The organism is Ochrobactrum sp. EDr1-4, from assembly GCF_049199085.1.
Classification (GTDB): domain Bacteria; phylum Pseudomonadota; class Alphaproteobacteria; order Rhizobiales; family Rhizobiaceae; genus Brucella.
In genome coordinates this window covers 420,976-434,397 of record NZ_JBLZOF010000002.1, presented here as the reverse complement: position 1 = coordinate 434,397, position 13,422 = coordinate 420,976, and the positions used below count along the sequence as shown (strand labels likewise).

Below are 13,422 nucleotides of genomic sequence, written 5' to 3'. Positions count from 1 at the left end.
GGAATGACGATGCCGCATTTGACGCCATCTGTATCGCATGTGGATTTACACAACGGTCAGAACGGAACGGTCAAAGCTGCGACCAATTCCACCAATGCAACCCGAAAAACGCGAACTTCGGCGGGTACGCCCCCCGCCCAAGGCCTCTATGATCCACGCAACGAACGCGACGCCTGCGGCGTTGGCTTCATTGCGCATATGAAGGGTCAGAAGTCGCATCAGGTTGTCGAAAACGGCCTGAAGATGCTCGAAAACCTCACCCATCGTGGTGCGGTCGGCGCTGACCCTTTGATGGGTGATGGCGCGGGCATTCTGGTACAGATTCCAGATCGCTTTTTCCGCGAAGAAATGGCGCGCCAGGGCATCGATCTGCCAGAGCCGGGTCATTATGCCGTAGGCTATCTTTTTATGCCGCGCGATGCGGAATTGCGCGCGCATATTGAAGAAATTGTCAAGGAAGTCATTGCTGCTGAGGGCCAGACTTTCATCGGTTTCCGTCAGGTGCCGGTTGATAACGAGTCCTTGTCTAAGGCGCCCGAAATTGCTGCAACCGAACCGTTTCACGTTCAGGTTTTCATTGGTCGTAGTGCTGCCATTGAGAGCGACGATGATTTTGAACGTCGCCTGTTCGTGCTGCGCAAGGTCATTTCGAACCGCATTTATCAGGAAAACGACGGCGACGATAAGGGCTTCTATATTGTCTCCATGTCGGCGCGCACTGTTGTTTATAAGGGCATGTTTCTGGCCTATCAGGTTGGCGCTTATTACAACGATCTGAAAGACCTGCGCTTTGAAAGTGCTGTTGCGCTCGTTCACCAGCGCTTTTCGACCAACACTTTCCCATCTTGGCGACTGGCGCATCCATATCGCATGGTTGCGCATAACGGCGAAATCAACACGCTGCGCGGCAATGTCAACTGGATGGCGGCCCGTCAGGCGTCGGTGGATTCGGAACTGTTCGGGAACGATATTTCCAAGCTTTGGCCGATTTCTTACGAAGGCCAGTCGGACACAGCCTGCTTTGATAATGCGCTCGAATTTCTTCATCAGGGCGGCTACAGCCTAGCCCATGCGATGATGATGTTGATCCCCGAAGCATGGTCTGGCAACAAGCTGATGTCAGACGAACGCCGTGCGTTCTACGAATATCATGCGGCCCTGATGGAGCCGTGGGATGGCCCAGCAGCCGTTGCCTTCACCGATGGGCGTCAGATTGGCGCGACGCTTGATCGTAATGGTCTGCGCCCTGCACGTTATATCGTGACAGACGATGATTTTGTCATTCTGGCTTCTGAAGCCGGTGTTCTGCCGGTTGACGAAAAGAAAATCATCAAGAAGTGGCGGTTGCAGCCGGGACGTATGCTGCTCATCGATATGGAAGAAGGCCGCATCGTTTCGGATGAGGAAATCAAGTCGCAGATTGCGCAGAAGCATCCTTATAAGCAGTGGCTTTCCAACACGCAGCTTATTCTGGAAGACCTGAACCCGGTTGAGCCACGCGCGCTGCGTAAGGATGTAAGCCTCCTCGACCGTCAGCAGTCGTTTGGTTACAGTCAGGAAGACACCAAGCTTCTTATGTCGCCAATGGCTACGACTGGTCAGGAAGCCATTGGCTCGATGGGCACGGATACGCCGATTTCGGCGATGTCCGACAAGTCGAAGCTGCTCTACACCTATTTCAAGCAGAACTTCGCGCAGGTTACGAACCCGCCGATTGATCCGATCCGCGAAGAGCTGGTGATGAGCCTTGTCTCCTTCATCGGACCGCGTCCAAACATTTTTGACCTTGTTGGCACCTCGCGCCGCAAGCGCTTGGAAGTGCGTCAGCCAATTCTGACCAATGGCGATCTCGAAAAGATCCGCTCCATTGGTCATACGGAAGATCGTTTTGATACTAAGACGCTCGACATTACCTATAATGTCGGCGAGGGTGCAGCTGGTATGCATGGCGCGATTGAGCGTTTGTGCGACCGTGCGGAAGCTGCCGTGCATGGCGGTTATAACATTGTCATTCTATCGGATCGTCAGGTTGGTCCGGATCGCATTCCGATCCCGGCTTTGCTGGCAACGGCTGCCGTCCACCATCACCTGATCCGCAAGGGGCAGCGCACATCGGTCGGTCTGGTTGTTGAATCGGGTGAGCCGCGCGAAGTACATCACTTTGCTTGTCTAGCTGGTTATGGTGCGGAAGCAATCAACCCATATCTCGCCTTCGATACGCTGCTCGACATGCATCGCCGTCGTGAATTCCCGCCGGAAGTGGATGCTGACGAACTGGTCAAGCGTTACATCAAGTCGCTTGGCAAGGGCATTCTTAAGGTCATGTCCAAGATGGGCATTTCGACCTATCAGTCCTATTGCGGTGCGCAGATTTTTGATGCCGTCGGCTTGCAGACGCGTTTTGTTGATCAGTTCTTTTTTGGCACGGCAACGACCATTGAAGGCGTTGGTCTTGATGAAATCGCGGAAGAAACTGTGCGTCGTCACACCGATGCGTTTGGCAATGACCCGGTTCTCTTGACTTCACTCGAAGTCGGTGGCGAATATGCTTACCGTATGCGCGGCGAAGCCCATCTCTGGTCGCCGGATGCGATTGCGAAATTGCAGCACGCCGTTCGCACGTCGAACCCGGACACGTTCACCGAATATACAAACACGCTTGATGCAAAGTCGGCGCAGGCAAAGACTATTCGTGGCCTGTTTGATATTCGCTTTGCCGAAGCCAGTGGCCGCAAGCCGGTTGCAATCGATGAGGTTGAATCGGCGGTTGATATTGTCAAGCGCTTCTCGACGGGCGCCATGTCGTTTGGCTCGATCTCGCGTGAAGCGCATACCACGCTTGCGCGTGCGATGAACGCTATTGGCGGCAAGTCGAATACGGGTGAGGGCGGTGAAGAGCCGGATCGTTTTTATCCGCTGCCGGATGGCAAGCCAAACCCTGAACGTTCTGCGATCAAGCAGGTGGCATCGGGGCGCTTCGGTGTGACGACGGAATATCTGGTCAATGCTGATCTTATCCAGATCAAGGTTGCACAGGGTGCAAAGCCGGGTGAAGGCGGTCAGCTGCCGGGCCATAAAGTTGATGCGACCATCGCCAAGACACGTCACTCGACGCCGGGCGTTGGCCTCATTTCGCCTCCGCCGCATCACGACATTTACTCGATCGAAGATCTGGCACAGCTGATCTATGATTTGAAGAATGTTAATCCGGCTGCTGATATTTCGGTCAAGCTTGTGTCGGAAGTGGGTGTCGGTACGGTTGCGGCCGGTGTTGCCAAGGCACGCGCTGACCACATCACAGTGTCCGGCTATGATGGCGGCACGGGTGCGTCGCCGCTCACCTCGCTCAAGCATGCCGGTTCGCCGTGGGAAATCGGCCTTGCCGAAACCCACCAGACGCTGGTGTTGAATGGTCTTCGTTCGCGTATCGCATTGCAGGTCGATGGCGGTCTTCGGACCGGTCGTGACGTGATCATCGGTGCGCTTCTCGGTGCCGACGAGTTCGGTTTCTCGACGGCTCCGCTGATCGCTGCTGGCTGCATCATGATGCGCAAGTGCCATCTCAATACCTGCCCTGTTGGCGTTGCCACGCAGGACCCGGTTTTGCGCAAGCGCTTCAAGGGTACGCCTGAGCATGTCATCAACTTCTTCTTCTATCTGGCAGAAGAAGTGCGCGCATTGCTGGCAGCCATGGGCTTCACCAAGCTTGAGCAGATCATTGGTGAAACACAGCTGCTCGAAAAGCAGAGCATGATTGATCATTGGAAGTCGAAGGGTCTCGATTTCAGCCGTATCTTTTACAAGCCGGAAGCCGAGAAGCACGAAATCTTCTGGACCGAGCGTCAGCATCATCCGATTGAAGATGTTCTGGATCGCACGCTGATTGCTGAAGCCATGCCTGCGCTGGAAAACAAGACGCAGGTGAAGATCAATGTCGACATCAAGAACGTCGACCGCTCAGCAGGTGCGATGCTTTCGGGCGAAGTGGCCAAGCGTTTCCGCCACAAGGGTTTACCGGATGACACCATTGCCGTTACGCTACGCGGTACGGCTGGCCAGTCCTTTGGTGCGTTCCTTGCACGCGGTGTCTCGTTTGAGCTGATCGGCGATGGCAACGACTATATCGGCAAAGGTCTTTCGGGTGGCCGCATTGTCATACGTCCGCCAGAAGACACGCGTATTGTGGCTGAAAACTCGATCATCGCAGGCAATACCGTGCTTTACGGTGCGCTTGAAGGCGAGTGCTATTTCCGCGGTGTGGCAGGCGAGCGTTTCGCTGTGCGTAACTCTGGTGCTGTCACGGTTGTCGAAGGCGTGGGTGATCACGGCTGCGAATATATGACGGGTGGCGTGGTTGTCGTTATCGGTCAGACGGGCCGGAACTTTGCAGCCGGCATGTCGGGCGGTGTCGCTTACGTGCTGGATGAAGTCGGTGACTTCGCACAGCGCTGCAACATGGCGATGGTCGAGCTGGAACCGGTGCCGGAAGAGGATGACATCCTCGAAAAGCTGCACCATCACGGCGGCGATCTGATGCACAAGGGCCGTGTGGATGTATCGGCAAATATGACGCGTCACGACGAAGAACGTCTGGTTCAGCTGATTGCCAACCATCTGCATTACACCGGCTCTACGCGTGCCAAGGACATTCTCGACAATTGGGAAAGCTATCGCCCGAAATTCGTGAAGGTCATGCCGGTCGAATATCGCCGTGCTCTGGAAGAGATGGAGCGCATGCAGATCGGTGTCGCAGCTGAGTAAATAAATATCATTACGCGGTGCTTGTGCGCCTGAAATGGCGCACGGCACGGTGATAGGAGCATAGAATAATGGGTAAGGTTACAGGTTTTCTCGAGATAGACCGGCAGGTAGCGAAGTACCAGCCAGCATCAGATCGCATTCGTCACTTCCGCGAATTCACTCTGCCGATGACGGATGGTGAAGTGCAGAAGCAGGCGGCACGCTGCATGGATTGCGGTATTCCGTTCTGTCACGGTGACACTGGTTGCCCGGTGAACAATCAGATCCCGGATTGGAATGATCTCGTTTATAACAACAACTGGGATCAGGCGATCCGCAACCTGCATCTGACTAATAACTTCCCGGAGTTTACGGGTCGGGTTTGCCCCGCGCCTTGTGAAGAAGCTTGTACGCTCAATCTTGAAGACACACCTGTCGCAATCAAGACCGTTGAACAGGCGCTGGGCGATAAGGCCTACGAGTTAGGTTATATTGTTCCGCAGCCTTCGGCACAGAAAACCGGCAAGTCGGTCGCGATTATTGGTTCGGGCCCAGCCGGTCTTGCTGCTGCACAGCAGCTGGCACGCGCTGGTCACATGGTCGATGTTTATGAACGCGAAAGCCGCCCCGGCGGTCTGCTGCGTTATGGTATTCCTGACTTCAAGATGGAAAAGCACCTGATCGACCGTCGCGTTACGCAGATGGAAGGCGAGGGCGTTCGTTTCCTGTGTGGTGTCAATATTGGTGTCGATAAGCCGCTGCGTGGTCTCCTCGATACCTACGATGCCGTACTTTATTCGGGTGGTTCGGAAAAGCCGCGTCCAGCTGGTATTCCGGGTGCAGACCTTGAAGGCGTGCATGATGCCATGCCTTATCTCGTGCAGCAGAACCGTCGTGTTGGCCGCGAAAACATTGAATCAGTTGCATGGCACGAAGCGCCGATCCTTGCCGGTGGCAAGCACATCGTCGTTGTCGGCGGTGGTGATACGGCTTCTGACTGCGTGGGCACGGCTTTCCGTCAGGGCGCGGTCAATGTCACGCAGCTCGATATTCGCCCGCAGCCGCCTGAAAGAGAAGACAAGCTCAGCGTCTGGCCTTATTGGGCAACCAAGATGCGGACGTCTTCCAGTCAGGCTGAAGGTGCCAACCGCGAATTTCAGGTGGCAACACTTGAGTTCATCGGCGAAGACGGCAAGCTCACCCATGTGAAGTGCTGTCAGGTTGATGATCAGCGCAAGCCGATTGCTGGCTCCGAGTTCTTCATCAAGGCTGATCTGGCTTTCATCGCGATTGGTTTCTTTGGCCCGTCAGAAAACTCTGTGCTCAAGGAAATGAGCGATAAGCTCGAAATCGCAACGGATCGTCGGGGCGGAACATCCGTGAAGGCCAATGAGCGCGATTACCGCACAACCGTCGATAAGCTCTATGCAGCAGGTGATGTGCGTCGCGGTCAGTCGCTGGTTGTTTGGGCCATTCGTGAAGGCCGTCAGGCAGCGCACGCCATTGACGCCGACTTGATGGGATCGTCGGTTTTGCCTCGATAATTAGTACTTTGTCTCAATATAAAGCCCGGCTATAAGCCGGGCTTTATTGCTTTTATGTTAGCCTTGCTGGCGCTTCTTGCGAATTACCAGATAGACAATGCCTAAGAAAACAAACCAGACGGGCGTTATCTTCAGAGCAACTGCTGTGTCTTGTTCTTGTGCCAGTGCCCAAAGAATGAAGGCAAAGAAGGCAAAGACCATGGCAACGGAAGCGCGACCACCAGGCAGCTTAAAGGTTGACTGCTCATGCAGGTCGGGACGTTTGCGGCGATACTGAATGTAAGAAGCAAGAATGATCGACCAGATGAAGATAAACAGAAGCGCCGATATCGTTGTAACGATGGTGAACACTTCAATGATGCTATCGCCTGCATACAACAGCACAACGCCTGCAAGCAGGAAGATGCAGGAGAAGAACAGCGCATTTACTGGCACCTTGCGGCTGTTTAGCTTGCCTAGTGTCTGCGGTGCGAGACGCGAAGTGGCAAGACCATAAATCATGCGCGAGGTCGAGTAGATGCCGGAGTTGGCGCTCGATGTTGCAGAGGTCAGCACAACGAAGTTAACCACATGGGCCGCAATACCAAGACCGGCCAGCGAGAACATGGCGACAAATGGGCTTGAACCCGGGTCAACCTGATCCCACGGGATAACCGTGATGATGACGAACAGTGCACCGACATAGAAAAGCACAACGCGGATCGGGATCGAGTTGATCGCCTTTGGCAGGTTGCGGGTCGGGTTTTCTGTTTCGGCAGCAGCCGTACCAACCAGCTCAATACCCACGAAAGCAAAAACTGCAATCTGGAAGCCAGCCACAAAGCCGAAGAAACCGTTCGGGAAGAACCCGCCATTGGCCCATAGGTGCGTAATCGAAGCTTGCGTGCCGTTTGGCAGAGCAAAGCCGGTAATCAGCATGTAAGCGCCAGCAAGAATGAGCGCGACAATTGCTATGATTTTGATGAGCGCAAACCAGAATTCTATTTCGCCGAAATTGCGAACATTCGGCAGGTTCAATAGGAGCAATACGCCGATCAGTCCGAGTGCAGGTATCCACAAAGCGAGGTCCGGATACCAGAACGAAATATAGCCGGAAACGGCGACAACGTCGGCAATGCCGGTCACAATCCAGCAGAGCCAATAGGTCCAGCCTGTAAAGAATTGCGCCCAAGGGCCGAGGTAGTCACCCGCGAAATCAGCGAAAGAGCGATATTCGAGATTGGACAGCAGAATTTCGCCCAGCGCGCGCATCACGAAGAACAGCATGAAGCCGATGATCGCATAGACCAGCAGAATGGATGGTCCGGCGAGTGAGATTGTCTTGCCCGAACCCATGAAAAGGCCCGTGCCAATCGCACCGCCAATGGCGATCAGCTGGAGATGTCGATTGGTGAGATTGCGTGCAAGATGGGGTTCCTCCTCCCGTTTTTTTTCAACGGGAGGCTTTGATGCGATGTTCATTCATATGCCTCTTATGCAATGCAGACGCGTGCGCGAAACGTCCTATTGGACTGCGCGACCTTCTGATAGACGAGGAAATATCAAATGTGAACCACAAGAAAATAAGCATTTAGGCGAAGAAATACCGCATATTTCACGGTATTATCGCCCAAGATGTGAAAGCATATTTGCAAATATTATTAATATTCAGGGATTTACGCTTTTCTGGGGCCATGAAAAATCATCAGCACGGCCAGATGAAACACCGTTGCCTTTGTTGTGCGTTCGATTGATTTTGCCCTTTGGCGCGATCACGCCACCCAGCAAAACACCGCTATTATCGCGATCAACGTCGCGCAGACTAACCGGCGCAATGCGATCTACGGGCCTTTCCGGGTCATTTGTCTGAGCGGTTGGCAGCAATTGCTCATTATCTTTGCTGCCACCAAACAGCGTCTTTAGCGGCTTTTCTGCATAGAATGCGAGTTTGCGTTTACCGGCTGTCGTCGTGTTGATGCCGTCATTACCGCGCAAACGTGCAGTCTGACCATTAATGTCGAAGCCTGTCTGGCTAAAATTGCCTTCTTCATCGACAAACCCATCCCAGACATCGACGAACTTTGCCCCAGCCTTCTCGGAGGTGGTGCGGAAAATTTCGTTCAGTGCCAGCATATCCTGCGACATGCCGCGAGGACGGAATGGGGGCTGACCGACCCAGATCAGCGGATAATTCTTATCGGTAATCTCTTTCGCGAATTTTGATACGCGACTCTGATATTCCGCCGTCCATTCAGGGGAGCGTGCCGCGAGGCTTTGTCCCTTGATCGTAATTGCTTGCCGGTCGTTTGAGCCAATCATGACGACGACAGCAGCTGGCTTTTCCTCTTCGAGAATCTTGCCGATGTTTGCAGGCCAATCAAAATGATCGTCACGGACGAAGCCGGAAGAGCCATTGATGCGGCTGACAATCCGTAGGTCCGTATCCGCGGCAAAGGCAACATCAAGCCCTTCCGCCAAGCCGTTGCCGATAAAATCACCGACGACGAGAATTTTTTTGGCGTCTGGCTTTTTCTCAACAAAGTTGATTTCAGGTTGTGGTGGCGTCGCCGGAACGGCACGAGCTGCGGGCGTTACAGCTTTCGGTGTGCGTTTTGGTTTTGCAGGGCGTGTGCGTTGAGGCTTTGGCTGTTCATATTGTGGCTGTGGTTGCGTTTGCTTTGGCCCAAACAGCATATCAAAAATTGTGCGTGGCCGGTTCTGTGCAGATGCTGAAGACAACGCAGCCAGCGTTATCGCACAGGCAATGAGCATGGTCACCACAACGCCGCCAATCGAACTTTTGAATGGTTCTGCCTGCATGGGTCTCACTCTCCTGCGCCTAGAATAGTAATGTCCTTTGCCAAAAAGAAAAAGGAGCGCACATGAAATGCGCGCTCCGGGTTTATTCTTATTGCTTTTAACGGCGACGGAGAACCGTCAGCACTTCTTTGCTTGGGTGCCCATCTTGCTGCAAGCCGTTGCGCTGTTGGAAAGCTTCAATCGCTTTGCGCGATGTCGAGCCGATTTTGCCGTCAATTTTGCCGTCATAATAGCCGAGCGCTTTAAGATGCGTCTGCAATTCTTCGCGTTCATTCATTGTGATCGGCGTAAACGGACGGTTCCAGTCCTGACGCAATCCTTGATAGCCGCCGATGCGATCTGCAAGCAATCCGACTGCGAGAGCGTATTTATCAGCATTGTTGTAGCGCTTGATCATGAAGAAGTTCTTGGCCATCAAGAATGCTGGACCTTCACGACCATCCATCACTTTAAGTGTGACTTTTTCATTGGCATCCGGGAATGGACGCCCGTTAGCGCGAACCACACCGAGCTTCTGCCATTCGGCGGCTGAAAGCGAGCCGGAAGGGAATTTACGGCCGGCCGGAAGCACGACCTCATAGCCCCATGTGCGGCCGGGCTGCCAGCCATTGCGATGCAGCAGGTTTGCAGCAGTTCCAAGCGCATCAGGAACCGAATTCCAGATGTCGCGCTTGCCGTTGCCATCCATATCAACCGCATAGGCCTGATAGCTGGTTGGAATGAACTGGGTATGCCCCATTGCACCCGCCCACGAACCAGTCAGATGTCCGCGATCAATGTCGCCGGTCTGGAGAATTTTCATCGCAGCAATCAACTGCGTGCGGCCAAATTTGGCGCGGCGCTGATCGGCATAGGCAAGGGTCGCAAGCGAGCGGATGGTGTCCATCATGACGTCTTCGCGCTTGAGAATCTCGCCGTAATTGCTTTCCATCGACCAGATTGCAAGCAGGATATTGCGATCAACCGAGAAACGCTGTTCGATGCGCTGGAGCCACGGGCCCCATTTTTTCGCCATGCTCTGGCCGATGGCCACGGAGTGCTCATTCACGCGGTTATCAATGTAGTTCCAGACAGGTTCGCTGAATTCGGGCTGAACACGTGCTTTGCGCAAAACTTCGGGGTCTGGAGAATCGACGCCGCGGAACGCGCGGTCGAATGTCGACGGTGATACGCCATTCTGAATGGCTGTCGTGCGGAAACTGGACACCCATTTTCTAAAATTGGCATCGGCAAAAGCGGCGCCGGTAGACAGGCCAGATGCGAGCATTGCCACCGCAACGGTCGCTGTAATCTTGGCGCGCATTCCTCGTCCCAGAGTGAATGGAAATCGCAGCATTCTGTGTTTCCCTTCTGCAATCATGTTTTGCCGCTTCAAACGGCGAGTTGCCTTTCATGCCGAGCCTAGTTCAGTTAGATTGCATCAAGTCTTTAATACTATCCAGTGTTGAATTTGGGGCCGACCCTTATGAAGCATTAAATTACAGGCTTCAGGTTAGCATTTGGTTTACCATGGCGAGATTGCCTGAAAAATTGCGAGAAATTTTACAGAATTTTTGAATCAAGTAAGATTAAGGTAAAGTCACCGAATGTGATGAAGAAAGCGATATAATTTCGTCTTTCCTTAATCAAAACGCCCTATTTGAAATGCAGTGGTTTCAATGCTTTAATAATACAGCAGCATTAGTGAAAAAGTCGAGGAGACGAATGAGTTCGATCCGTAAAATCCGCAAGGCAGTTTTTCCTGTCGCAGGTCTTGGTACCCGTTTTCTACCCGCGACCAAGTCGATCCCCAAGGAAATGCTTACCGTCGTTGACAAGCCAGTTATCCAGTATGTCGTGGATGAGGCTCGTGAAGCCGGCATCGAACATCTGATTTTCGTCACTGGACGCAACAAGGCTGTGATCGAAGATTATTTCGATGCACAGGTTGAGCTTTATGCGACGCTTGCTGAGCGCGGCAAAAAGGCTGAGCTTGAGCATTTGCAAGAATTGCAGCCGCAGCCCGGCACCACGAGCTTTACCCGTCAGCAGGTTCCGCTCGGCCTTGGCCATGCGGTCTGGTGCGCGCGCGAGCTGGTCGGCGATGAGCCTTTTGCACTGCTTCTGCCAGATATGGTGATGCAATCGAAGAAGGGCTGTCTCAAGGAAATGGTCGAGCTGTATGAGCAGACCGGCGGCAACGTGATTGCCGTGCAGGAATGCGATCCTGAAGAAGCCCATAAATATGGCATCGTGGGCAAGGGTACTGCTATCGGTAACGGCTTTGAGATCAACCAGATGGTTGAAAAGCCAGCCAAGGGCACTGCACCTTCCAACCTCTACATCAATGGCCGCTATATTCTTCAGCCAGATATCTTTGAACTACTAAGTAAGCAGGAAAAAGGCGCTGGCAACGAAATCCAGTTGACCGATGCGATGTTAAAACTCGCTGATCAACAGAAATTCTATGGCTTTGATTATCATGGTCGGACATTTGACTGCGGTTCGAAGTCAGGCTTTATCGAAGCCAACGTAGCTTTCGCTCTTTGGCGCAAAGATATCCGTCCAACAGTTGAAGTTTCAATTGCCGAATTGCTGAAGACGATCAAAACGGCATAAGTTAGCTTATCTAACAATCACAAGCCCGCTTTCAGCAATGAAGGTGGGCTTTTGTGTATTTGATTGAAAGCCTTTAGCGCTGGACCTTCATGCCAACATAAATGCTGTTGGCGTGGTACTCGCGATAAGAAATCTGGCTCGTCTGAAATTCATGACGTAGTCGCGCATCAATACCGACAAAGCGGTTGATCCAATACGTCGCGCCAATCTGTGCACCGATGGTGTAATCCGTACCAGTGCCGTCCTTGTTATCACGGACATTGAGGTCGAGCTTGCCGTTAAAACTTAGATCGGAGCGAACGCGCCGCGTAACTTCAAGGCTCGCAAAGTGCAGCAGCGCACCTGCGACACCCGGAGTTGTTGAGGTGTCCACCATAGTGCGTGCATAAAGCTGCACGTCAGTTCCGCGCAATGGCGACCAGTTGATGGCTGCCGCAAGCGAGGGTCCGCTGACATCTGCGAGGCGGGCATCGTCGCTGTTGGCGCGCATGAAGCCAGCCGAGAATTCGCCGTTAAATTTCTCGCCGCGATCAAACATCAAACCTGCACGCACAGCATATTGTGAGCCGCTGCGCTCATAACCGTTGCTGTCCACGCGTTCATCGAACATGCGTTTGCCCAATTCAGCTTCGACAAACGGCTTGAGTGCTGGTGAAATCGCAAAACCACCGCGCAAAGTTACGCTGGCATAAGTGTTATCACGATCTTTCTGGCTGACTGTTCCGCCGGAAGACAGTTCTGCATCGCCGTAGCTGTCATGCTCAATACGACCTGTGGCTCGACCAAATATAAGGCCTGTATCGCGTTCAATGCCAAGGCTACCATTAGCCGTATGAACGAGAGGTCGCTTCAAAGCATCCGTTACGCCGTTGGGGCTTGATGCGCTTTCGCGGCGCAGCTTATAGCCCGCGCCCGCATTCACGGTTGTCTGGCCGCTCAAATCAAAACGCAGATTGCCCTGAACATCGACGCGAGGTTCTGACACGTCCTGCCCGGAGATAGATTTGCTCAGTGTGCCGGATGCGTCAAGCGTTGCCTGATGGCGCGCCCAATCGGATTCTGCCTTAAGCCGCAGCGTCGTTTCAGACAGCACCGCGCTCGAACCAGTAGAACTGTTATCGCCGTTGGTCGTGGCGCTAATGCCCTGCTCAAGTGATGGGCGAAGGACGAAGTTGCCTGTGCGAATGCCAAGCGGCGCGAAAGGATCCGCCTCAGCTGTCAGGCGGCGGCCTTGTTCAGGGATAGCAGGTAAGTTTTCACGACGTGCACGGCCCGTTGTATCTTGCTCTTCGATTGTCACAGCACTCACCGGCATATTGTCGGTTGTAAGGAAGCGCCGCGGTTCTTCATCATTAATGGGTGCAACCTGTGTTGTCTCTGCAGGCTGTGTCTCGCTCGGGGGTGTGTAAGAATCGTCAACAAATTCGTTTGTAGCGGGCGCATTCGGATCGAATGCATCGGCATCGCGATTTGTGGGTTGGTCCGCAGATGATGAGGCGGGCAGCGTATCGTCATCAAGAGTGCCGCGCAGTGTCACTTCCTTCGAAAAGGCGGCAGAGCTAACAATTGCCAAAGCACAACTCGCCAGCAACAGGCATCGCAGCCTGAGGACAAAAGGCGACGATCCGCCAGAAGTGGATTTGGCAAAAAACATATTGTCTTCAAACCGTTGCAACGTGGTAGATGAACGGTAAACGGACATGGTTAATTCTTTATTTATTTTTAGCTTTTTGAGGTGTTG

Annotated in this window: 7 protein-coding genes; 3 read left to right on the top strand and 4 right to left on the bottom strand. The window is 53.4% G+C overall.

Going from position 1 to position 13,422, the window contains the following annotated elements:
- The first annotated feature begins 9 nt into the window (after window positions 1–9).
- Together gltB and ACOZHT_RS08370 are read left to right on the top strand one after the other, a co-directional pair.
- On the top strand, window positions 10–4,761 hold the full coding sequence (gene gltB / locus ACOZHT_RS08375) for a glutamate synthase large subunit (RefSeq protein WP_339509973.1): 4,752 nt from the start codon (window positions 10–12) through the stop codon (window positions 4,759–4,761).
- Between the two features lie 68 nt (window positions 4,762–4,829).
- Window positions 4,830–6,284: a glutamate synthase subunit beta gene (locus ACOZHT_RS08370; protein WP_339509972.1), complete on the top strand. Its 1,455-nt coding sequence runs from the start codon at window positions 4,830–4,832 to the stop codon at window positions 6,282–6,284.
- Between the two features lie 57 nt (window positions 6,285–6,341).
- On the opposite strand, the gene ACOZHT_RS08365 is transcribed toward ACOZHT_RS08370, so the two are convergent.
- The 3 genes from ACOZHT_RS08365 to ACOZHT_RS08355 all read right to left on the bottom strand — a co-directional run bounded on the left by ACOZHT_RS08365 (window position 6,342) and on the right by ACOZHT_RS08355 (window position 10,419).
- Window positions 6,342–7,745 carry an amino acid permease gene (locus tag ACOZHT_RS08365; RefSeq protein WP_339509971.1) on the bottom strand — a complete coding sequence of 468 codons (1,404 nt, stop codon included), beginning with the start codon at window positions 7,743–7,745 and terminating at the stop codon, window positions 6,342–6,344.
- 186 nt (window positions 7,746–7,931) lie between these two features.
- A complete protein-coding gene (locus tag ACOZHT_RS08360) occupies window positions 7,932–9,083 on the bottom strand; it encodes a DUF459 domain-containing protein (RefSeq protein ID WP_339509970.1) in 1,152 nt (383 codons plus the stop codon).
- A 97-nt stretch (window positions 9,084–9,180) separates the two neighbouring features.
- Window positions 9,181–10,419, bottom strand: coding sequence for a lytic murein transglycosylase (locus ACOZHT_RS08355; protein WP_339509969.1), 1,239 nt, complete (start codon window positions 10,417–10,419; stop codon window positions 9,181–9,183).
- Window positions 10,420–10,787: 368 nt separating this feature from the next.
- Between ACOZHT_RS08355 and galU the strand changes: the two genes are divergently transcribed.
- The gene (gene galU, locus ACOZHT_RS08350) at window positions 10,788–11,681 is read left to right on the top strand and encodes a UTP--glucose-1-phosphate uridylyltransferase GalU (protein ID WP_339509968.1); all 894 of its coding nucleotides are present in this window, start codon (window positions 10,788–10,790) and stop codon (window positions 11,679–11,681) included.
- A gap of 73 nt (window positions 11,682–11,754) precedes the next feature.
- On the opposite strand, the gene ACOZHT_RS08345 is transcribed toward galU, so the two are convergent.
- Window positions 11,755–13,335: an outer membrane beta-barrel protein gene (locus tag ACOZHT_RS08345; RefSeq protein WP_339510333.1), complete on the bottom strand. Its 1,581-nt coding sequence runs from the start codon at window positions 13,333–13,335 to the stop codon at window positions 11,755–11,757.
- Window positions 13,336–13,422: the final 87 nt, after the last annotated feature.

Excerpts from the sequence above, each read along its gene's own strand:
- gltB (WP_339509973.1), top strand. The coding sequence starts at position 10 with ATGCCGCATTTGACGCCATCTGTATCGCATGTGGATTTACACAACGGT.
- ACOZHT_RS08370 (WP_339509972.1), top strand. The coding sequence starts at position 4,830 with ATGGGTAAGGTTACAGGTTTTCTCGAGATAGACCGGCAGGTAGCGAAG.
- ACOZHT_RS08365 (WP_339509971.1), bottom strand. The coding sequence starts at position 7,745 with ATGAACATCGCATCAAAGCCTCCCGTTGAAAAAAAACGGGAGGAGGAA.
- ACOZHT_RS08360 (WP_339509970.1), bottom strand. The coding sequence starts at position 9,083 with ATGCAGGCAGAACCATTCAAAAGTTCGATTGGCGGCGTTGTGGTGACC.
- ACOZHT_RS08355 (WP_339509969.1), bottom strand. The coding sequence starts at position 10,419 with ATGCTGCGATTTCCATTCACTCTGGGACGAGGAATGCGCGCCAAGATT.
- galU (WP_339509968.1), top strand. The coding sequence starts at position 10,788 with ATGAGTTCGATCCGTAAAATCCGCAAGGCAGTTTTTCCTGTCGCAGGT.
- ACOZHT_RS08345 (WP_339510333.1), bottom strand. The coding sequence starts at position 13,335 with ATGTTTTTTGCCAAATCCACTTCTGGCGGATCGTCGCCTTTTGTCCTC.